The organism is Methyloparacoccus sp. NF-16 (assembly GCF_056880625.1).
In genome coordinates this window covers 3,016,048-3,036,924 of sequence record NZ_CP174130.1, presented here as the reverse complement: position 1 = coordinate 3,036,924, position 20,877 = coordinate 3,016,048, and the positions used below count along the sequence as shown (strand labels likewise).

The following is a 20,877-nucleotide window of genomic DNA, read 5'->3' as shown; positions in this document are numbered from 1 at the left end:
CGGTTTCCTTCAAGTCTTTGATTGGCCTGGCTTTCGTCGTCGGTCATGGCTGAATGAACGACGCGCGCACACCTTGCGCACGGTGTCGAATTCTAACTTTATTGTGGTTTTCGTCAAGTTCTGTTGCTTTTTTGGCTAAAAGCAGTTGAGAAAAAAACAACTGCGCTATAGGATTACGCTTGGCTTATTGAAAGCGGCTTCTGGCTTGTCACCCGGCGCCGGGTGTCGCCATAATCACGGGTTGCGTCGATACCGGCCGGACATGGCTTCCCGCGGGAAGCGCAGCCGACGAATTTTTTTATCTGGAGGTCATATGGGCGTTCCATTACGGCAGCAATTCACTGTCGCCAAGTACCTGATCAAGCAGAAGCTGGCGGGTAAGAAAAAGTATCCGTTGGTGCTCATGCTCGAGCCCCTGTTCCGCTGCAATCTGGCCTGCGCGGGTTGCGGCAAGATCGACTACCCCGACGAGATCCTCAACCGGCGTCTGAGCGTGGAGGAATGCCTGGCGGCCGTCGACGAGTGCGGTGCGCCCATCGTCTCGATCGCCGGTGGCGAGCCGCTGCTGCACAAGGAGCTGCCCCAGGTGGTCGAAGGCATCATCGCGCGCGGCAAGTATGTCTATCTCTGCACCAACGCCTTGCTGCTGAAGAAGCGCATCGACGACTACCAGCCCTCTCCCTATCTGACCTTCTCGATTCATCTGGATGGCAACGAGGAGCGCCACGATGCCTCCGTCTGCCAGACGGGTGTCTTCGAGCGCGCCGTGGACGCCGTCAAGCTGGCCATTGGCCGCGGCTTCCGCGTGACCGTCAACTGCACCCTGTTCCAGGGCGAGACGGCGCCGGAAATCGCCGCTTTCCTCGACTACTGCAAGGAACTGGGCGTCGAGGGCACCACCATCGCGCCGGGCTTCAGCTACGAGCATGCGCCGCAGCAGGATATTTTCATCAAGATGCGCGACAGCAAGCAGCTGTTCCGCGATGTCTTCAAGCTGGGGCGCGGCCGCAAGTGGCAGCTCAATCATTCCAGCCTCTACCTGGATTTCCTGGCCGGCAACCAGAGCTACAACTGCACGCCCTGGGGCAATCCGACCCGCAACGTGTTCGGCTGGCAGAAGCCATGCTATCTGCTGGTGGACGAGGGCTATGCACCGTCATTCAAGGCCTTGATGGAGGAAACTCCCTGGGACAAGTACGGCAACGCCAAGAACCCGAAATGCGCCAACTGCATGGCGCACTGCGGTTACGAGGCCTCGGCCGTGGAGGACGCCATGAAGCACCCGCTCAAGGCGGCCTGGGTTTCCCTGATGGGGCCGCGTACCGCAGGCCCCATGGCGGAAGAGCCGGTGCCGGAATACGAGACGCAGCCGACGGCCAAGACGCGGCGGACGATTTCCATCCAGGCCGTGGATTGAGCGGCGCCCTCTCCGGCTGATCGACAAAAAGCCGGCATCCTCCCTCGCGGGGAGTGCCGGCTTTTTCATGCCGCCGCCCTTGGCTTTTTTGGGGGGCGCGGGGATCTTCGGCCGTGTCTGGGCTTGATGAGGCTAGAGCCAGCGATTCACGTCCCGGGTATAGCGCGAATAGTCCTCGCCGAAGATGTCGGTCAGGCGCGCTTCCTCGTAGGGAATGTGGATGCGGTTGATGATCAGGAAGAAGGCCGGCGGCACCAGCCAGAATGGCAGGGTCCCGATGTAGAACGCGAGGCCGATCAGGGCGGTCAGGATGCCCAGGTACATGGGGTTGCGGGTCCACAGATAGGCGCCCAGCGTGACCAGCTGGCTCGGTGTGCCGTAGGGCAGGACCGTGGTCTTCAGTTGCCGGAACTGCCAGGCGGTCGATGCCGACAGCGCCAGCCCGGCGGCCAGCCAGGCGAAGCCACCGCTGGTCGCCGGCAACAGTTCAAGGCCCGGGAAAACCTGGTTGGCGCCGTAGGCCGCCCCGATGAGCAGCAAGGCGACCAGCGGGGGAGGAAAGAGATGCAGCTTGTTCACGGGTACTCCTGTCTTGGGGGGATGCATGCGGACGCCAGTCGCCGGGTCAGGTCCTGTCGCCAGGCATCGGACAGCGCTGCGACCGCCAGGGCCCGCCTCATCCACTCCACCTGGTGGGGGCCCTTGATCAGGGCTTGCATCGCGTCGCGAATGGAAACGCTTGCCGGGTCCGGGCGGACGAGGCGGATCATGTCGCCGGCCTCCACGATACCTTCTTCCAGCACGCGCAGGTAGAAGCCGGCGCGGCCGGAAACCAGGAAGGCGCCGACGAACTCGGGTTCGCCGAACTGGATGCCGAGCTTGTGGCAGGGAACCCTGGGCTGGGTGACTTGCAGGACGGTGCTGCCGATGGCGAAAACATCGCCGATGTGGACATTCCCGTCCGGCATGCCGGTCACGGTCAGATTTTCGCCGAAGCGGCCGGGTGGAGAGACTGCCTCGTTGCGTTGCTCGGCCCAATAGCGCCGGTTTTCCTCGGTATAGACATAGACGGCCTTGTCGATGCCGCCGTGATGCTTCCGATCGACCTGCACATCGCCCGCAAGTCCCCCGGTGGCGACGCTGACGGGGCCCGTGACCGCCTGCTTGTCGATGCCGGTCTCGATCTCCCGATCCCCGTGTCGCAGGCGCTTGGCAATACTCACGTTCACGCTCAGGACCTGCATCATGATGTTGCCCTCAGCGCTGCCTGTACGGGACGGAAGGAGCGGCGATGCAGGGGCGAGGGACCCCGCTCGGCCAGTGCCCGGCGGTGCGCCGGTGTCGGGTAGCCCTTGTGGATGGCGAAGCCATAGCCCGGGAAGAGGGCGTCGGCAATCACCATCTCCCGGTCGCGCGCCACCTTGGCCAGGATCGAGGCCGCGGAGATGGCGGGTTCCGTCAGATCGCCGCCGACGATTGCCCGGGCGGGGCAGGGGAGCGCGGGGACATGGCTGCCGTCGATCAGGGCCTGCTCCGGCCTGACGGCCAGTGCATCGTGAGCCCGGCGCATGGCCAGCAGCGAGGCCTGAAGGATGTTGTAGGCGTCGATTTCCTGCGGTTCGGCGCGGCCCAGCGCCCAGGCGACGGCTGTCTGCCGGATTTCCTCGGCCAGCGACAGGCGTTGCCGTGGCGTCAGCTTCTTGGAGTCCGTGAGTCCCGCGATCGATGCGCCAGGGGCAAGAATGACCGCGGCGGCGAGAACCGGGCCGGCCAGGCAGCCGCGACCCGCCTCGTCGAACCCGGCCGTGAGCGGGGCAATTGCCGACCCGGGCATGTCCATGTCGAAGTCGCGCCCTGCGATTCAGCGGATGATGCTGCGCCCGCTTTGCCGAAGGAAGTCGACCATCGGCTGGATTTCCGGCGCTAGCTCGGTCATGGCGGCCAGACTCTCGATGGCCTCTTCCAGCTTCAGGCGCGATTTGTAGATCAGCTTGAAGGCTCGTTTGACCTGCAGGATGGCCTCCGGCTCGAAGCCTCGCCGCTCCATGCCGACATTGTTGATGCCGCGCGGTCGCGTCGGGCTGCCGCCAACCATCACATAGGGCGGAATGTCGCGACTGATGACGCTGCCCATGCCTGAAAAGCTGTGCCGACCGATGCGGCAGAATTGGTGGATCAGGGAAAAACCGCCGAGGATGGCGTAATCGTCCACGGTCACATGGCCGGCGAGCGAGGCGCCGTTTGCCATGATCACGCCGTCGCCGATGATGCAGTCGTGGGCGACGTGGGTATAGGCCATCAGCAGGTTGTCGCTGCCGATGCGGGTGACTCCCTTGTCCTGCAGGGTGCCGCGATGCAGCGTGGCGTATTCGCGGATGACGTTGCGATCGCCGATCTCGAGACGGGTGATTTCGCCGCGGTATTTCTTGTCCTGGGGATCCTCGCCCACCGAGGCGAACTGGAAGATGCGGTTGCCGCAGCCGATCCGGGTTGGTCCGCGGATGACGACATGCGGCCCGATCACCGTGCCAGGCCCGATCTGGACCTCCGGGCCGATGATGGAAAAGGGGCCGATGTCGACGCCGTCGGCGATGTCGGCGCCGGCATCGACGATCGCGGAGGGATGTATCAAGCGCTCTGCTCCGCCGCCGCGCACATGATTTCCGCGCTGGCCACGAATTCACCGTCGACTTCGGCCCGGCACTCGAAGGCCCAGATGTTGCGCTTGTGGCGCAGATAGCAGGCTTCCAGTCTCAGCTGGTCACCCGGCACCACCGGACGCTTGAAGCGAACCTTGTCCAGTCCGACCAGGTAGTAGGTGCGGCCCTTGCCCATCAGGCCCTCCACCGAGCGACCGGCCAGGAGCCCGGTCGTCTGCGCCAGGGCCTCGATGATGAGGACACCGGGCATGATGGGCACGGCGGGGAAGTGGCCGGTGAAGAACGGTTCGTTGTAGGTGACGTTCTTGATGGCAAGCAGGCGCTTGCCGGGTTCCACTTCTAGTACCCGATCGACCAGCAGGAAAGGGTAACGGTGAGGCAGGTATTCCTTGATTTCCTGGATATCCAACGGCAGGACCTTTAGAGGGGAGTGGGTTGATCGGGGCAGCGGTCGGGCGCGGGACTACTTCTTGCCGCCGCCCAGTTTCTTCTCGACTTCGCCGGTGATGTTCAGGGTTTCCTTTGCATAGGCGACACCGTCAACCAGGATCAGATCGAAACTCTGTTCCTTGGCGACGGACTGAATCGCTTCCTGCACGACCTTCTGGATCTTGGCCATCTCCTGGTTGGCGCGCAGACCGTAATCCTGGCGCATCTCGTCCATGGCGCGCTTGAATTCGCGGCCCCGGTCGATGAGATCCTTCTCCATCTTGCGCTTTTCGGCTTCGCTCATGGTGGCGATGTCCTTTTCCAGCTTTTCCTCGAGTTTCTTGAGCTCCTTCTGCTCGTTGACCAGCTTGTTTTCGCGCGGCTGAAATTCCTTCTTGAGGTCGGCCTGGGATTTCTGGCTCTGCGCGGACTGGTCGACCAGCTTGCGCAGGTCGACAACCCCGACCTTCAGCTCGGCGGCGGCAAGGTTGCCGCACAGCATCAGACCACAGAAGCCGGCAAGAAACTTTTTAGACATGAGGGATACCTGACAGGTTTGGATCACGGAACGGTTTGGCCGCACAGGCCCTGGGCGAGGCGCTTGAGACAACAACATCCCCGATTATACAAGAACTGCCTAAGGCCGGGCGATGACAGGGTCAGGTTTTGCCCCGCTGATCCGGCATCCAGGGCGCGCGGGCGGGTTCGCATATAATCCGGGCATGTCTGGTCATCCTGTCCGTCGCCGATGCCCGCCCCATGTCCCGCTTGCGCAGGGGCGCGGCTGGCTGGTCATGGCGCTGGGCGGCGGGCTGCTGTGGCTCGCGGGTTGCGGCAGCCCGCCCAACAACCCGTATCCTGCCGGGGCGTCGCTGGACGCCACCCTCTACCGCTCGTTCGAGGAGCGGCCCAAGCACCTGGACCCCGCGCGGGCTTACAGCGCCAACGAATACGAGATCATCGCCCAGATCTACGAGCCGCTGCTGCAATACCATTATCTCCGGCGGCCCTATGAGCTTTCGCCGCTGGCGGCCAGCCGCCTGCCCGAGGTGCGGCTGCTCGACGCGGAGGGGCGGCTGCTGCCGGACGATGCGCCGGACGAGGCTGTGGTCGAAAGCGTCTACGACATCGTGCTGCGGCCCGATCTCCGCTATGCCCCGCACCCGGCGTTCGCGCAGGATGCCGGCGGCCATCACCCCAACCTGAGCCTGACCGCCACGCAACTCGGCGGCGTCCAGACCCTCGCCGACCTTGGTCCGGCCGCCACCCGTTCCGTTACGGCGGCCGATTTCGCCTACCAGATCAAGCGGCTGGCGCACCCCGCCGTGCATTCGCCGGTTGCCGAGATGATGGCCGAATACATCGTCGGCCTGCGCGAGCTCGGCGAGTATCTGGTCCGCGACGCCGGGCGCGATGCCGATCGTCGCGGCTGGCTCGATTTGCGAGCCTATCCCCTGGCCGGCGTCGAGGTCCTCGACGATCGCCACCTGCGCATCCGTCTGCGCGGAAAGTATCCGCAGTTCCGCTTCTGGCTGGCCATGCCGTTCTTCGCGCCCATGCCCTGGGAGGTCGATGCCTTTTATGCCCAGCCGGGCCTTGCCGAGAAGAACATCAGCCTGGACTGGTATCCGGCCGGGTCGGGGCCCTACCGGCTGATCGAGAACAATCCCAACCGGCGCATGGTGCTGGCGCGCAATCCGTCTTTTCATGAGGAGCGCTATCCGGCCGAGGGCGAGGCCGACGATGCGGCGGCCGGCCTGCTGGCCGACGCGGGCCGGCGCCTGCCGTTCATCGAGCGGGTGGTCTTCGTTCTGGAAAAGGAAACCATCCCCTACTGGAACAAGTTTCTGCAGGGCTATTACGATGCCTCCGGCCTGGCCTCGGACAACTTCGACCAGGCCATACAGTTCAGCGGTGTCGGCAACGCCGAACTGACGCCGGAGATGCGCGAGCGTGGCATCGTGCTGCAGACCGCGGTCACGGCCTCCATCTTCTACCTCGGCTTCAACATGCTGGATCCGGTGGTGGGCGGGCTGGAGGAGCCGAAGAGCGCGTTGCGCCGCGCGATCAGCATCGCCATCGACGAGGAGGAGTTCATCGCCATCTTCATGAACGGCCGCGGCATTGCTGCCCAAGGCATGCTGCCACCCGGCCTGTTCGGCTACGAGGCGGGCGCGGCGGGCCTCAATCCCCATGTCTACGACTGGGTCGATGGCGTGCCCCGGCGCAAGGATCTGGGCGTGGCTCGCCAGCTGATGCGGGAGGCCGGTTATCCCGACGGGATTGATCCGGCCACCGGCAAGGCCCTGGTGCTGTACCTCGACACCACCTCGTCCGGCGTCGACGACAAGCCCATGCTCAACTGGTACCGCAAGCAGTTGGCGAAACTGGGTATCCAGCTGGTGTTGCGCACCACCGACTACAACCAGTTCCAGCAGAAGATGGCCAACGGCAATGCCCAGCTGTTCCGCTGGGGGTGGAACGCCGATTACCCCGATCCCGAGAATTTCTTCTTCCTGCTGTTCGGTGACAACGCCAAGGTGGACAAAGGGGGCGAGAATGCCGCCAACTACCGCAATCCCGCGTTCGACCGCCTGTTCCGTCGCATGCGCGGCCTGCCCGACGGCGCCGAGCGTCTTGAATTGATCCAGCGTTTGCAGGCCATCGTCCGTCACGATGCCCCCTGGGTTTTCGGCGTTCACCCCAAGAGCTTCAGCCTGCGCCATGCCTGGTACCGCAACTTCAAGCCCAACCTGATGGCCAACAACGGTCTCAAGTACCTCCGGATCGATGCGCCGCTGCGTGCCGCCCGGCGCATGGCCTGGAACCGGCCGCTCTATTGGCCGCTTTGGCTGGGACTGGCGCTGCTGGTCGGCCTGATCGCGCCGGCCTGGCGCCTCTATCGCCGGCGCCTCCGGGCGGGAGCCCTGTCGTGACCGCCTACCTCATCCGCCGGCTGCTGTATGCGTTGCCGCTGCTGATGGGCATCAATATCCTGACCTTTGTGCTGTTCTTCGTGATCAACACGCCGGATGACATGGCACGCATGCATCTGGGCCAGAAGCATGTCACGGCCCAGGGTATCGCCAAGTGGAAGCACGAGCGCGGCTATGATCTGCCGCTGTTCTGGAACGCCGGTGCCGCGGGGAGCGGCCGGCTGGCCCAGACCATCTTCTGGCAAAAGTCCCTGGGGCTGTTTGCATTCCGCTTCGGTCGCTCCGACGCCGGCCGCGACATCGGCGCCGACATCCGCCAGCGCATGTGGCCGTCGCTGGCCATCGCCGTGCCTTCGCTGGTCATCGGGCTGAGCGTGCATGTCGGTCTGGCGCTGCTCCTGGTGTTCTTTCGCCTGACCTACCTGGAATTCTGGGGGGCGGCGCTGTGCGTGGCGCTGATGTCGGTCTCGACGCTGTTCTACATCATCGGCGGGCAATATCTGTTCGGCAAGTTGCTGCTGCTGGTGCCGATCTCGGGTTACGACGGCGGTCGCGAGGCCTGGCGGTTCGTTCTGCTGCCGGTGCTGATCGGCGTCGTCGCCGGTATCGGTTCCGGCGTGCGCTGGTATCGGACCCTGTTTCTCGAGGAGGTCGAGAAGGATTATGTGCGCACCGCCCGCGCCAAGGGCCTGTCCGAGCCGCGGGTGCTGTTCGTCCACGTACTCAAGAACGCCATGATCCCGATCCTGACCGGCGTCGTCGTCGTGTTGCCGCTGCTGTTCACCGGCAGCCTCATCACCGAATCCTTCTTCGCCATCCCGGGGCTCGGCAGCTATACCCTGGACGCCATCAATCAGCAGGATTTCGCCATCGTCCGCGCGATGGTGTTCCTGGGCTCGGTGCTGTACATCCTCGGCCTGTTGCTGACCGATATCTCCTACACCCTGGTCGACCCGCGGGTGAAGCTCAACTGAGCCATGCCGATACTGCTGCCGACCGATCTGTTGTTCTTCCTGATGCTGGCGGGGATGCTGCTCCTGGCGGTGCGCAGCCGGGGCCAGGAACACCTGCGCCGGCCCTGGCGCAAGGTGGCCCGCAGCCGCAGCGCCATGATCTCGCTGGTCATCCTGCTGGCCTACCTGCTGCTGGCGGTCCTCGATTCCATCCGCTTGCCGGCCGGCGCCCGCGGCCTTGGCGAGGCTGCGGCCATCGGTGAGCCGCTGACCCTGCTGGATCTGGTGCTGACGCCTCTCCGGGAGGGCCAGGAAAAGACCTATTCCGCTCCCCTGGCGGCCTATGCCCACGCCCGCGAGATGGTGCGCGAGCTGGATGGCCGCGAGCGCTGGCGCTATCCGAGGCTGCGGTTCGGTGGCCGGCAGCTGGACGACCCCGAGGGCCAGCGCTGGGGTGATGCCGGCCGGCTGACCGGCGAGGGGCTGGCGTGGGGGGGGCTGGCCTGGCTGGCGTTGCTCGGCGCTGCTGCGCTGCCCGTGCTGTGGCGAGGTGCCGGCGCGGCTGGTGTTCTGCGCGCCTGCGTCCTCGGCCGCACCGAAGTGCCCTGGCGCGCCATGGCCCTGACGCTGCTGCTGCTCTGCCTCGGCGCCGGCATGATCGGCAGCCTGAGCCAGGGCTATCACGTGCTCGGCACCGGCAAGGTGGGCGAGGATGTGCTCTATCAGGCGCTCAAGAGCATCCGCACCGGCATCCTCATCGGCACCCTCACCACGGTCGCCACCCTGCCGCTGGCGCTGCTGCTGGGCATCCTTGCCGGGTATTTCCGGGGCTGGGTGGATGATGTCATCCAGTACCTCTACACCACGCTGAATTCCGTGCCGGGCGTGCTGCTGATCGCGGCATCGATGCTGGTCATGCAGACCTACATGGCCCGGCACGAGGCGGAGTTCGCGAGTCTCGCGGCCCGCGCCGACTTCCGCCTGCTGGCGCTGTGCCTGATTCTCGGCCTGACCTCCTGGACCGGGCTGTGCCGCCTCCTGCGCGCCGAGACCCTGAAGCTGCGCGAGCTGGAGTATGTCCAGGCCGCCCGCGTGCTGGGCGTCAGCCAGCCCAGGATCCTGGTTCGGCATATCCTGCCGAATCTCTTCCACCTGGTGCTGATCTCGGTGGCGCTGGACTTCAGCTCGCTGGTGCTGGCCGAGGCGGTGCTGTCCTATGTCAACATCGGCGTCGACCCCACGACCGAATCCTGGGGCAACATGATCAACGGCGCCCGGCTGGAAATGGCGCGCGAGCCGGCGGTCTGGTGGTCGCTGGCGGCGGCCTTCGCCTTCATGTTCGCCCTGGTGCTGCCGGCTAACCTGTTCGCCGATGCGGTGCGCGATGCCTTCGACCCGCGCCGGGGCGGTTAGTCCCGTGTCCCATCCGACGCCGGCCAGCCCACCCGAAGCGCCCCTGCTGTCGGTCCGGGATCTCCGCGTGGCCTTCCGCCAAGGTGATGACTGGACGCCGGTGGTGGCCGGCGTTTCCTTCGCGATTGCCCGGGGCGAAAGCTTTGCCCTGGTGGGCGAATCCGGCTCGGGCAAGTCGGTCACCGCGCTGTCCGTGTTGCGCCTGCTGCCCCAGGGCGGCCGCATCCAGGGGGGGCAGGTTGTCCTGGATGGCTGCGACATCTTCGCCCTGCCGGAGCTGGCCATGGGGGCGATTCGCGGCCGCCGTATCGGTGTCGTGTTCCAGGATCCGATGACGGCGCTCAATCCCGTGCTGACCATCGGCCAGCAGCTCGGCGAGACGCTGGCGCTGCATGCCCGCTCCGGCAGCGCGCAACGGCGGCGCAGGGCCATGGAGTTGCTGGACCAGGTCGGTCTGCCCGAGCCCGCCCGCCAGTTGCAGGCCTATCCGCATCAGCTCTCGGGCGGCATGCGGCAGCGGGCGATGATCGCGCTGGCGCTGGCGGGCGAGCCCGACCTGCTGATCGCCGATGAGCCGACCACGGCACTGGATGTGACGTTGCAGGCGCAGGTGCTGGCGCTGCTCGGCCGGCTGCGGCGGGAAACCGGCATGGCGCTGTGGCTGATCACCCATGACCTCGCTGCCGTGGCGGAAGTCGCCGACCGGGTTGCGGTGATGCGGCAGGGGCGGCTTGTCGAAACCGGCGGACCCGCGTTTTTCGCTGGGCCGCGCGATCCCTACAGCCGCGAGCTGCTCGCCGCCATGCCGCGCCTGGATGCCTGTCGACAGCGGCCGCCACCGGGTCCGGACACCAGTGCCCGGGCACCCTTGCTGGAGGTCCGCGATTTCAGCGTGCATTACCCGATCCGGCGCGGCATTTTCCAGCGCACGGTGGGCTGGGTGCCGGCGGTGGACCGGGTGAGCTTCGATGTTGGCCACGGCGAAACCCTGGCCCTGGTGGGAGAGTCGGGGTGCGGCAAGACCACGCTGGGCAAGGCGCTGCTTGCTCTGCTGCCCGCCGCCGGCGGTACCTTGCGGCTGGCCGGCGAGCCCTTGTCGGCCAGTCCCGGCCGGCGGCTGCGGCAGTCGATGCAGATCGTCTTTCAGGATCCCTATTCGTCGATGAATCCCCGGCTGCCGGTCGGCAGCATCCTGGAGGAGGGTCTGCTGGCGCAACGCCCGGAGCTGTCCCGGGCCGAGCGTTGCGCGCGGGTGGCTGGCCTGCTGGAGGCGGTGGGATTGCCCCTGTCGGCCCGCGAGCGTTATCCGCACGAGTTTTCCGGTGGCCAGCGACAGCGCATCTGCATCGCCCGGGCGCTTGCCGTGGAACCGAGGTTGCTGATCTGCGACGAGCCGACCAGTGCCCTCGACGTCTCGGTGCAGGCCCAGGTCATCCGCTTGCTCAGGGAGCTACAGACCCGGCAGGGGCTCAGTTACCTCTTCATCACCCATGATCTGGGGGTGGTGTCGGCGCTGGCCGACCGTGTGGCGGTCATGCAGCAGGGGCGGATCATCGAGATCGGCCCGGTCCAGCAGATGCTGTTCGAGCCCCGGGAGGCCTATACCCGGCGCCTGCTGGCGGCGCTGCCACGCCTGCGGCGGGGCGCCTGAGCGGCATCGCAAGGCTGCGGTTGCCGCCGGTTCAGTTGTCCGGTTCGGCCTCCGGCGCCGCCGTGAAATCCTGGTCGCGCAGGACCTCGTTGATGGATTCTCTCAGCTCCGCGGAAAGCGTGCGGGAGTTCAGCCTGAACTTGAGGCCATCCTTGATGCGGCGGTAATTGGGCGAATCCTCCTCCTGACCCAGCATGTAATCCTCCAGCGTCGACAGCGCGCTGAAGCGTACATCCTCGTTCTGATCCTCCAGCGCCGACATCAGGGCGGCGACGGTGGCGTCGGAGGGCTCATCCACGGCGCCCAGGCTGAGGGCGGCCGCGTTGCGTACTTCCGGGTTGCCATCGGTGGTCAGCAGCTGGCCCAGCGTCGCCTCGGTCTCGGGGCTGGGGTAGGCGCCGAGCTGCTCGACCGCCTCGATCCGCTCCTCGTCATTGGTGCTGCCGAGCTGGGTCATGGCCTCGGCTATCTGCTCCTTTTCGAGCTGCTCGTCCTCCGCCGCCTCATCGGGCGCCATCAGTTCGTCACCCGACGGCGCGGCTGGCGGGACGGGGCCGGCTGCCGGCGTCCTGTCCGGCGCCTCGCTGGACTTGGGCGCGGTCGCCACCGCTTCCCCGCCGTCCTGGTCACCGCTGTCGGATTCCAGGTTGAACAGGACCAGGACCACGAGGCTGAGCGAAATCAGCAGGGTAATGATGAGAATCCGGGCGATGGACATGGTGCAAGGGTCTCGGGTCAGGTAGGCGGAAGACGGCCGCCCGGGCCGGATGGCATGGGCGGCGGAATATTAACAGACCGATGCGCGGCCGAAAATGTGGCCCGGAGCCCGGCGGGAATGGCCGAAGGATCAGGGTTTCGGGGCGGACCAGAAGGTGCCTGCCGGGATGGCGGCGGCCGGCTCGCCGGCGGCGGCGTTGATTCGGTCGAAGAGTGTCTGCGCGGCGGTGCTCGGGATCGATGCCGCGGCGGGCCAGCGGCCGGCGCAGTAGTGCCGGCGCAGCATGGCCTGCGCCTGGCTGTCGGGTTCCCGTGTCAGTGGCACCACCTGCTGCCAGTCGGCATCGGACTCGCAGATCCGTTGCCGTGCCTCGGCGGCGGCCTTGAGAAAGCCGTCGACGGCCTGGGGATTGGCCTTGGCCCAGTCCTCGCGGAACACATAGCCGAGCACCGGCACGTCGGCATCGATGCCCAGCCGTTTTTGCAGTTGCCGGCCGTCAAGCAGTTCGCGATATCCCTGCGCCTCGAGCTTGGCGGCATAGTTCCAATAGGTGAGGACGGCATCCAGCTGGCCATGTTCCAGCTGCTGGTTCAGCAGGGGCGGAGCGCCGAAGCTGAGGGTGGCGGATTTTTCCAGATCGAGCTGCTGCGTCTGCTGCGCCAGGGTTTTCAGCAGCAGCCAGTTCTTGTCGAGCCCGCCGCCGGCGATGCCCAGCCGCTTGCCTCGCAGGTCGGCCACGTCCTTGACGGCGGAATTCCGGGGTACCACCAGGGCGCCGTGACTGGTCGAGAAGGGCGCGAAGCTCAGCGGCTGGCCCTGCTGGCGCTGGCGGGCGGTCCACAGCCAGTCGGAGACGACGATGTCGAGGCTGCGTCCCTGCAGACCGATGCGGCCGGCTTCCGGGCTGGCCAGTTCGGTCGCCTCGATGGCGATGCCCTGCGCCTGGTCCAGGCCGCGGCTACGGATGATGGCCAGCTCCCAGCCGAGCGTGCCGAAGGCCAGCGCGCCGACCCTGACGCTGGGGGCGGGAGAGGCCTGGGCGAGCGATCCCAGGGCCAGGGCGGCAAGGAGCAGGGCGGCGAGTGGTCTGGGCATGGCGGTAACCTGGCGGGCCGGCGGAAATGCGCCCTCATTCTACGCCCATCAGTTGCCGGCGATGGTCATCCGCTCGATGAGGATGGAGCCGGTGCGGGTATTGCCGCGCAGGTCGACGTCGTTGCCGACGGCGACGAGTGTCCCGAACATGTCCTTGAGGTTGCCCGCCACCGTGAATTCCTCGACCGGGTACTGGACGACGCCATCCTCGACCCAGAAACCGGCCGCGCCGCGGGAATAGTCGCCGGTCACCAGGTTCACGCCCTGCCCCATGAGCTCGGTCACCAGCAGCCCGGTTCCCATGCGTCGCAGCAGCCCGGAAAGGTCCAGCTCGCCGGGTTCCAGGATCAGGTTGTGGACGCCGCCGGCGTTGCCGGTGGAGCGCATGCCCAGCTTGCGCGCCGAGTAGGTGCTCAGCACGTAGGATTCGAGGACGCCGTCGCGCACCAGGTGGTGGGGCGTCGTCCGCACGCCCTCGGCGTCATAGGCGGCGCTGCCCAGGGCCTTGGGCAGGTGCGGCGCCTCGCGGAGCTGCACGAAATCCGGAAAAACCGGCTGGCCCAGCCGGTCCAGCAGGAACGACGACTTGCGGTAGAGGTTGCCGCCGCGAATGGCGCCGACGAAATGGCCGAGCAGGCTGGACGCCACGTCGGCAGCGAAAACGACCGGGCATTGCCGGGTACCGAGGCGGCGTGCGCCAAGACGCCGCAGGGTGCGTTCGGCGGCAACCCGGCCGACCTCGGCCGCCGCCTGCAGGTCGCGCGCGTCGCGTGCCACCGTCCACCAGTCATCGCGCTGCATCTCGCCGCCCCGCTCGCCGATCACGGCGACGCTGAGGCTGTGACGGCTGGAGGCATAGCCGTGCAGGAAGCCGAGGCTGTTGCCCATCACCCGGAGTCCCTGGAAGGTGTTGAGGCTCGCGCCCTCGGAATTGACGATTTCCGGGTGATGCCGGCGGGCGGCATTCTCGCAGGCCACCGCCAGCTCGATGGCGGCCTCGGGCTCGATGGGCCAGGGATAGTACAGGTCGAGATCCGGGAATTCGGTGGCCAGCCAGTCGGGGTCCGGCAGTCCCGCACAGGGGTCCTCGGCGGCGTGGCGGGCGATGCGCACGGCCGCAGCCACCGTTTCCCGCATGGCGGCGGGACTGAGATCGCTGGTGCTGGCGGAACCCTTGCGCTGGCCGATGTAGACCGTCAGGCCGAGCCCGCGGCTGCGGTGGTGTTCGACCGTCTCCACCTCGCCCAGGCGGGCGGTGACCGACAGGCCCGTTTCCATGCTGACGCCGGCCTCGGCACCGGTGGCGCCCTGGTGGCTGGCCTCGCGCAGGCAATCGGCGACCAGGTTCTGCAGCTGATCCAGCTGCGCGTGCTCGGCGGCGGGGAGTCGGGATGCGGATGTCACGGTTGGTCTGGGTGGCGAACGGTTGAGGTGGTTCCGGGGTGGCGGCGCGGTCAATGGTCCAGGCGCGTGCCGCCCACGGTCAGGCCGTCGACCTTGAGCGTCGGCTGGCCGACGCCCACGGGAACGCTCTGGCCATCTTTGCCGCAGGTGCCGACGCCGGTATCGAGCTCGAGATCGTTGCCGACCATGCTGACGCGGGTGAGCACGTCGGGGCCGTTGCCGATGAGCGTGGCGCCCTTGACCGGGCGGGTGATCCTGCCATTCTCGATCAGGTAGGCCTCGCTGGCGGAGAACACGAACTTGCCGGAGGTGATATCGACCTGCCCGCCACCGAAGTTCTTGGCGTACAGGCCCTTGGTCACCGAGCGGATGATTTCGTCCGGCGCGTGCGGCCCCGCCAGCATGTAGGTATTGGTCATGCGCGGCATCGGCAGGTGCTGGTAGGACTCCCGGCGGCCGTTGCCGGTCGGCGCGACGCCCATCAGCCGGGCGTTGAGCTTGTCCTGCATGTAACCCCGGAGGATGCCGTTCTCGATCAGCGTCGTGCAGGCGGTGGGAGTACCCTCGTCGTCGATGGTCAGCGATCCCCGTCGGCCCGGCAGGGTGCCGTCATCGACCACGGTACAGAGGGGAGAGGCGACCCGTTCACCGACGCGGCCGGAAAAGACCGAGGTGCCCTTGCGGTTGAAGTCGCCCTCGAGCCCGTGGCCGATCGCCTCGTGCAGCAGGATGCCGGGCCAGCCTGAGCCCAGCACGACCGTCATGTTGCCCGCCGGTGCCTCCTCGGCTTCGAGGTTGACCAGCGCCTGGCGGACCGCCTCGCGGGCATATGCCGAGGCACGGTCGCCCTCCAGGAAATAGTAATAGTCGGTGCGGCCGCCACCACCGCAGCTACCCTGTTCGCGCCGTCCGCCATCGACGACGATGACGCTTACGTTGAGCCTGACCAGCGGCCGCACATCGCCATGGATGGCGCCGTCCTGGCCCATGATCAGCACGACTTCGTGGCTGCCGGAAAGGCTGACGAAAACCTGCTCGACGCGCGGGTCCAGCGCCCGGCATTCGGCGTCCAGGCGCCGCAGCAGGGCCAGCTTGTCCGCTTCCGGCAGCGACTGCAAGGGATCGACCGGCAGGTACAGGGCCGGCGGGCGCGGCGGTGCCGGAAGCGGCTGGCGGCCTTCCTGGCCGCGCCGGGCGATGGCGCGGGCGCTTTTGGCCGCCTCCAGCAGGGCGGTCAGGGTGATGTCGTCGCTATAGGCGAAACCGGTCTTTTCGCCCGAAACGGCGCGGATGCCGGCGCCCTGGTCGATGCTGTGGCTGCCTTCCTTGACGATGCCGTCTTCCAGTCCCCAGGACTCGTACCGGGTCGCCTGCAGGTAGATGTCGGCGGTATCGATGCCGGCGCCCAGCAACTGCTGCATCACCCGTTCCAGGTCGTTGGTGGCGAGCCCGACGGGTTCCAGCAGGGCGGTCTGGGCGATGGCGAGGGCTTGGTGGGACATCGGCGGCTCGGGTGTCAGGGGGCGACAGGATGGCCTAGCGGCAGCTCAGGCGGGTGTGTTCCAGCACCGGGAATGCGGCGCGGACCCGCTCCAGGCGGTCGCGGTCGAATTCGGCCGTGACCACGCCGGCGCCCTGGGCCAGGCTGGCCAGCACCACGCCCCAGGGATCGACGATCATGCTGTGGCCGTAGGTCTCGCGGCCGTTCATGTGGAAGCCGCCCTGGTTGGCGGCGACGGTATAGCAGAGATTTTCCACCGAACGGGCGCGTACCAGTACTTCCCAGTGGGCGGCGCCGGTACGGGCGGTAAAGGCGGAGGGCACGGCCAGGATGTCCATGCCGATGGCCGCCATCTGCCGGTAAAGTTCCGGGAAGCGGATGTCGTAGCAGACGGTGAGGCCCAGGCGGCCGAAGGGGGTGTCCACCACCAGGGCATCCTCGCCGGCTTCGATGGTGGCGGATTCCTGGTAGCTTTCCTCGGTGCCCGGCACGTTGACATCGAACAGGTGGATCTTGTCGTAGCGCCCCACCCGCTGGCCGCGGTCATCGAAGACCAGGCAGGCGGCCCGGGCCCTGCCGGAGACGCCGCGGATGGGCATGGTGCCGCCCACCAGCCAGACCTTGAAGCGTTCGGCGGCTTTCGACAGGAACTCCTGGATCGGGCCTGCGCCGTCGGTTTCGGCGATGTCCAGCTTGTCGGTCTCGTTCAGCCCCATCAGCGCGAAGTTTTCCGGCAGCACCACCAGGTGGGCGCCCTGGGCGGCGGCGGTTCCGATCAGCCGCTCGGCTTCGAGCAGGTTGCCGCTGACATTCGGGCTGGAAGCCATCTGGACGGCGGCAAGCGTGGCTTTTTTCATGCGCGGTTTCCTGGGGCGTTGCGGGGCGGGCTGATGGTCGGAATCCCGCCGGCAAGGCGGATGGTGGCCCGGCAGTTTAGCATGGGCCACTGCACCTCAGACGAGCACCACGTCATACTGCTCCTGCGTGTACTGGGCCTCAGCGCGGAACTTGATCCGCACCCCGGTGAAGCTCTCCAGCTCCGACAGGGTGTCCGCCTCCTCGTCCAGCAGGCGCTCGACCACCTCGTTCGCGGCCAGTACCAGGAGCTCCTGCACCTGGTACTGGCGGACCTCGCGGATGATCTCGCGGAAGATGTCCAGGCAGACGGTCTCGGCGGTCTTCAGGACGCCCCGGCCGCCGCAGGTGGGGCAGGGTTCGCAGAGGATATGTTCCAGGCTCTCGCGGGTCCGCTTGCGGGTCATCTCCACCAGTCCGAGGCTGGAAACCTCGCTGATGGTGTTGCGGGCATGGTCCTTTTCCAGGCAGCGCTGCAGGGCCTGCAGGACCTGCTGGCGATGCTCGCGGTCCTGCATGTCGATGAAATCGATGATGATGATGCCGCCGAGGTTGCGCAGCCGGAGCTGCCGGGCGATGGCTTGCGCCGCTTCGAGATTGGTCTTGAAAATGGTCTCCTCGAGGTTGCGCCCACCGACGAAGGCGCCGGTGTTGACGTCGATGGTAGTCATGGCCTCGGTCTGATCGAAGATCAGGTAGCCGCCGGACTTGAGCGTCACCCGGCGTTCCAGCGCCCGCTGGATTTCGTCCTCCACCGCGTAGAGGTCGAACAGGGGCCGCTCGCCGGCATAGTGTTCCAGCCGGGGCGCCAGTTCGGGGACGAATTCGCGCGCAAACTTGGTCAGCCGGTTGTAGGTCTCGCGCGAGTCGATGCGGATCTTCTCCACCTTGGCGCAGTGCATGTCGCGCAGGACGCGCATGCTCAGGGGCAGGTCCTCGTGCAGCAGGGTACGGGGCTTGGCGGTGCGCTGGCGCTGGGCGATGGAATTCCATAGCTTGAGCAGGAACAGCATGTCCGCGCGCAGGGCGGCCTCGTCGATGCCCTCGGCGGCCGTGCGGGCGATGAAACCGCCGGTGCCGTGTTCCTTCTGGAACGCCTCGACGCAGGCCCGCAGGCGGACGCGTTCGGCCTCGCACTCGATGCGCTGGGAAACGCCGCTGGTTCGTGCCTGCGGCATGTAGACCAGGAATACCGAGGGAATCGCCAGTTCCGTGGTCAGCCGCGCGCCCTTGGCGCCGATCGGATCCTTGACCACCTGGACCACCAGTTCCTGGCCATCGCGGAAGATGAGTTCGATCTGGTCGCCCTGGGCCTTTTCGCGTTCGCCCGGGCAGAGATCGGACACGTGCAGGAAGGCTGAGCGTTCCAGGCCGATGTCGACGAAGGCCGCCTGCATGCCGGGCAGGATGCGGCAGATCTTGCCCTTGTAGATGTTGCCGACCAGTCCCCGCCGCCGGGTGCGCTCGATCAGCACTTCCTGGAGGACGCCGTTCTCGACGATGGCGACGCGGGTTTCCGGCGGCGTCACGTTGATCAGGATTTCGTCGCTCATGATGGATTGCCCTTTCGCTGGGGGGGCAGCGGATCGAGCCCGATCTGCCGCAGGAGTTCGCCGGTTTCCCTGAGCGGCAGCCCCATGACGCCGGAATAGCTGCCGGACAGGTGTTCGACGAACAGCGCGCCGAGGCCCTGGATGGCATAGCCGCCAGCCTTGTCGCGGGATTCGCCGGTAGCCCAGTAGGCGCGGATCTCGTCCACGGTCAGCGGCCGGAAGCGCACGCGGCTCAGGCTCAGCGCCTCCAGATGCCGCTCGCCGGCGCGCAGCGAGACGGCGCTGAGGACCGTGTGTTCGCGCCCCGACAGTCGCGCCAGCATCTCCAGGGCCTGTGCCAGATCGGCGGGCTTGCCGAAGATCTCGCCGTCCAGCACCACCTCGGTATCCGCGGCCAGCACCGGCAGGCGGCTATCGTCGAGCGTCTGGATGGCGCGCGACTTCTCGGCGGCGATCCGGCGGACATATTGTTCCGGCGTTTCTTCCGGCAGCGGCCGTTCGGGGATGTCGGCCGGCCGGATTTCGGCGTCCAGGCCCAGCTGGGCCAGCAGTGCCTGACGGCGTGGCGAGGCCGAGGCGAGAATGAGACGGCGGGATTCCATGGCGATCGGGGACGGCCGGGGCTCAGCGGTGATAGGGATGGTTGTTCAGCAGGCTCCAGGCGCGATACAGCTGCTCGGCCACGATGACCCGCACCAGCGGGTGTGGCAGGGTGAGGGGGGAGAGACTCCATTGCTGTTCGGCGCGCACCCGGCAGGCATCGGCCAGACCCTCGGGGCCGCCGACCAGCAAGGCCACGCGCCGGCCCTGCCGCTGCCAGTCCGCCAGCCACGCGGCCAGATCTTCCGTGCGCCAGGGCTTGCCCTCCACCTCCAGGGCGATGACCCGGTCGTCCCGGCCCAGCGCCGCGAGGATGCGCTGACCCTCATCCTCGCGGATGCGGGCGAGGTCGGCGTTCTTGCCGCGCTTGCTGGGCGCGATCTCCCTCAGTACCAGTTCGCAGTCGCGTGGCAGGCGCTTGGCATATTCGTGGAAACCCTCGGTCACCCAGCCGGGCATGCGGTTGCCGACGGCGAACAGGTGGATCTGCATGGGTTCGGCGGGCTCGGGTGCGGCTGTCGTGTCCCGGCCTTCAGGCCACGGCCAGCATGCGGTCCAGGGTCAGCCTGGCCGGAATGGCGTCGGTTTCAGGTACGCGGATGCGGTTGATGACCTGTCCCGCGACGAGATTTTCCAGTACCCAGGCCAGATGTTGCGGGTCGGTGCGGAACATGGTCGAGCACATGCAGACCGTCGGCGAGAGGAAGTGCACGTTCACGCCACGCGGCTTCATCTCTTGGGCAAGCCGGTTGACCAGGTTCAGTTCGGTACCCACCAGCCAGCGGGTGCCGGGCTCGGCGGCGCGCACGGTCTTGAGAATGGATTCGGTCGAGCCGATGTCGTGGGCCTTCTCGCAGACGTCGAAGGCGCATTCGGGATGGACGATGACGCGGGTTTCCGGATGTTTCTCCAGGAAGCGATCGACGTGCTCCGGTCGGAACATCTGGTGCACCGAGCAGAAGCCTTTCCAGAGAATGATGCGGGCCTTGCGGATCTCCGCCTCGCTCAGGCCGCCCATGGGCCGGGTGAAGTCCCAGGTGACCATGTCGTCCAGGGGAATCCCCATGCGATGGCCGGTGTTGCGGCCCAGGTGCTGGTCGGGGAAGAACAGCACCTTCTGCCGCCGGGCGAAGCTCCATTCGAGAATCTTCTGTGCGTTGCTGGAGGTGCAGACGATGCCGCCATGGCGTCCGCAGAAGGCCTTGAGGTCGGCAGCGGAGTTGATGTAGGTCACCGGCGTCACGCTGGCGTCGGGATCGATGATCCCGGACAGTTCCCGCCAGCCGCGCTCGACGGCCGCCAGATTGGCCATGTCGGCCATGGAGCAGCCGGCGGCCAGGTCGGGCAGGATGGCGATCTGCTCGGGGCGCGACAGGATGTCGGCCACTTCGGCCATGAAATGCACGCCGCAGAAGACGATGTATTCGGCGTCCGAGCGCGCGGCTTCCCGCGACAGCTTGAGCGAGTCGCCGGTCAGGTCGGCATGGCGGAAAACCTCGTCACGCTGGTAGTGATGTCCAAGGATGACGCAGCGACGGCCGAGTTCTCGCTTGGCGGCCTCGATGCGCGCCTCGCATTCGGCATCCTCGAGCAGGGCGTAGTCTTCCAGGGGCAGGGCGGGAGCAAGCATGGCTGAATTCTCGACGGCTGGGGAGGCCCGTCATAATACACGAGCGAAATACTGGGAAATTG

General features: G+C 66.7%; 20 protein-coding genes. 5 read left to right on the top strand and 15 right to left on the bottom strand.

What is annotated here, in order from left to right:
- Positions 1-313: 313 nt before the first annotated feature.
- The gene (gene hpnH / locus ACH5N8_RS14345; RefSeq protein ID WP_460027661.1) at positions 314-1,417 is read left to right on the top strand and encodes an adenosyl-hopene transferase HpnH; all 1,104 of its coding nucleotides are present in this window, start codon (positions 314-316) and stop codon (positions 1,415-1,417) included.
- Between the two features lie 132 nt (positions 1,418-1,549).
- Here hpnH and ACH5N8_RS14340 read toward each other — a convergent pair whose 3' ends face one another.
- The 6 genes from ACH5N8_RS14340 to ACH5N8_RS14315 are packed head-to-tail and all read right to left on the bottom strand — an operon-like array spanning position 1,550 to position 5,044.
- The gene (locus tag ACH5N8_RS14340; protein WP_483281803.1) at positions 1,550-1,996 is read right to left on the bottom strand and encodes a methyltransferase family protein; all 447 of its coding nucleotides are present in this window, start codon (positions 1,994-1,996) and stop codon (positions 1,550-1,552) included.
- A complete protein-coding gene (locus tag ACH5N8_RS14335) occupies positions 1,993-2,664 on the bottom strand; it encodes an MOSC domain-containing protein (RefSeq protein ID WP_460027663.1) in 672 nt (223 codons plus the stop codon). Before ACH5N8_RS14335 ends, ACH5N8_RS14340 begins: the two co-directional genes overlap by 4 nt.
- Positions 2,661-3,236, bottom strand: coding sequence for a ribonuclease HII (gene rnhB, locus ACH5N8_RS14330; protein WP_483283202.1), 576 nt, complete (start codon positions 3,234-3,236; stop codon positions 2,661-2,663). The genes ACH5N8_RS14335 and rnhB overlap by 4 nt, the downstream gene beginning before the upstream one ends.
- Before the next feature lie 42 nt (positions 3,237-3,278).
- Positions 3,279-4,049 (bottom strand): acyl-ACP--UDP-N-acetylglucosamine O-acyltransferase, encoded by a 771-nt coding sequence (gene lpxA, locus ACH5N8_RS14325; RefSeq protein WP_460027664.1) that lies wholly within the window; start codon positions 4,047-4,049, stop codon positions 3,279-3,281.
- Entirely contained in the window at positions 4,046-4,486 is a 441-nt protein-coding gene (gene fabZ / locus ACH5N8_RS14320; protein WP_460027665.1) for a 3-hydroxyacyl-ACP dehydratase FabZ, read from the bottom strand. The genes lpxA and fabZ overlap by 4 nt, the downstream gene beginning before the upstream one ends.
- Positions 4,487-4,540: 54 nt before the next feature.
- Positions 4,541-5,044, bottom strand: coding sequence for an OmpH/Skp family outer membrane protein (locus ACH5N8_RS14315; RefSeq protein ID WP_460027666.1), 504 nt, complete (start codon positions 5,042-5,044; stop codon positions 4,541-4,543).
- 256 nt (positions 5,045-5,300) lie between these two features.
- Between ACH5N8_RS14315 and ACH5N8_RS14310 the strand changes: the two genes are divergently transcribed.
- From ACH5N8_RS14310 to ACH5N8_RS14295, 4 genes are read left to right on the top strand one after another with little or no spacing between them, the layout of a single operon-like run.
- Complete coding sequence (locus ACH5N8_RS14310; RefSeq protein WP_483283201.1) at positions 5,301-7,442, top strand: ABC transporter substrate-binding protein; 2,142 nt, start codon at positions 5,301-5,303, stop codon at positions 7,440-7,442.
- Entirely contained in the window at positions 7,439-8,416 is a 978-nt protein-coding gene (locus tag ACH5N8_RS14305) for an ABC transporter permease (protein ID WP_483281802.1), read from the top strand. Before ACH5N8_RS14310 ends, ACH5N8_RS14305 begins: the two co-directional genes overlap by 4 nt.
- A gap of 3 nt (positions 8,417-8,419) precedes the next feature.
- The gene (locus ACH5N8_RS14300) at positions 8,420-9,808 is read left to right on the top strand and encodes an ABC transporter permease (RefSeq protein WP_483281801.1); all 1,389 of its coding nucleotides are present in this window, start codon (positions 8,420-8,422) and stop codon (positions 9,806-9,808) included.
- Between the two features lie 4 nt (positions 9,809-9,812).
- Positions 9,813-11,459, top strand: coding sequence for an ABC transporter ATP-binding protein (locus ACH5N8_RS14295; RefSeq protein WP_483281800.1), 1,647 nt, complete (start codon positions 9,813-9,815; stop codon positions 11,457-11,459).
- Positions 11,460-11,490: 31 nt separating this feature from the next.
- On the opposite strand, the gene ACH5N8_RS14290 is transcribed toward ACH5N8_RS14295, so the two are convergent.
- The 9 genes from ACH5N8_RS14290 to nadA all read right to left on the bottom strand — a co-directional run bounded on the left by ACH5N8_RS14290 (position 11,491) and on the right by nadA (position 20,815).
- Positions 11,491-12,177 (bottom strand): HEAT repeat domain-containing protein, encoded by a 687-nt coding sequence (locus tag ACH5N8_RS14290; protein ID WP_483281799.1) that lies wholly within the window; start codon positions 12,175-12,177, stop codon positions 11,491-11,493.
- 129 nt (positions 12,178-12,306) lie between these two features.
- Positions 12,307-13,272 carry an ABC transporter substrate-binding protein gene (locus ACH5N8_RS14285; protein WP_483281798.1) on the bottom strand — a complete coding sequence of 322 codons (966 nt, stop codon included), beginning with the start codon at positions 13,270-13,272 and terminating at the stop codon, positions 12,307-12,309.
- Between the two features lie 48 nt (positions 13,273-13,320).
- A complete protein-coding gene (gene pmbA, locus ACH5N8_RS14280) occupies positions 13,321-14,676 on the bottom strand; it encodes a metalloprotease PmbA (RefSeq protein ID WP_483281797.1) in 1,356 nt (451 codons plus the stop codon).
- A 50-nt stretch (positions 14,677-14,726) separates the two neighbouring features.
- Positions 14,727-16,178, bottom strand: a complete 1,452-nt coding sequence (gene tldD, locus ACH5N8_RS14275) for a metalloprotease TldD (protein WP_483281796.1) — start codon at positions 16,176-16,178, stop codon at positions 14,727-14,729.
- 34 nt (positions 16,179-16,212) lie between these two features.
- Positions 16,213-17,034 carry a carbon-nitrogen hydrolase family protein gene (locus ACH5N8_RS14270; protein WP_483281795.1) on the bottom strand — a complete coding sequence of 274 codons (822 nt, stop codon included), beginning with the start codon at positions 17,032-17,034 and terminating at the stop codon, positions 16,213-16,215.
- A gap of 96 nt (positions 17,035-17,130) precedes the next feature.
- The gene (gene rng, locus ACH5N8_RS14265; protein ID WP_483281794.1) at positions 17,131-18,585 is read right to left on the bottom strand and encodes a ribonuclease G; all 1,455 of its coding nucleotides are present in this window, start codon (positions 18,583-18,585) and stop codon (positions 17,131-17,133) included.
- Positions 18,582-19,193 (bottom strand): Maf family protein, encoded by a 612-nt coding sequence (locus ACH5N8_RS14260; RefSeq protein WP_483283200.1) that lies wholly within the window; start codon positions 19,191-19,193, stop codon positions 18,582-18,584. Before ACH5N8_RS14260 ends, rng begins: the two co-directional genes overlap by 4 nt.
- Positions 19,194-19,209: 16 nt before the next feature.
- Positions 19,210-19,677, bottom strand: coding sequence for a 23S rRNA (pseudouridine(1915)-N(3))-methyltransferase RlmH (gene rlmH / locus ACH5N8_RS14255; RefSeq protein ID WP_483281793.1), 468 nt, complete (start codon positions 19,675-19,677; stop codon positions 19,210-19,212).
- Between the two features lie 40 nt (positions 19,678-19,717).
- Positions 19,718-20,815, bottom strand: a complete 1,098-nt coding sequence (gene nadA, locus ACH5N8_RS14250) for a quinolinate synthase NadA (protein WP_483281792.1) — start codon at positions 20,813-20,815, stop codon at positions 19,718-19,720.
- Positions 20,816-20,877 lie beyond the last annotated feature (62 nt).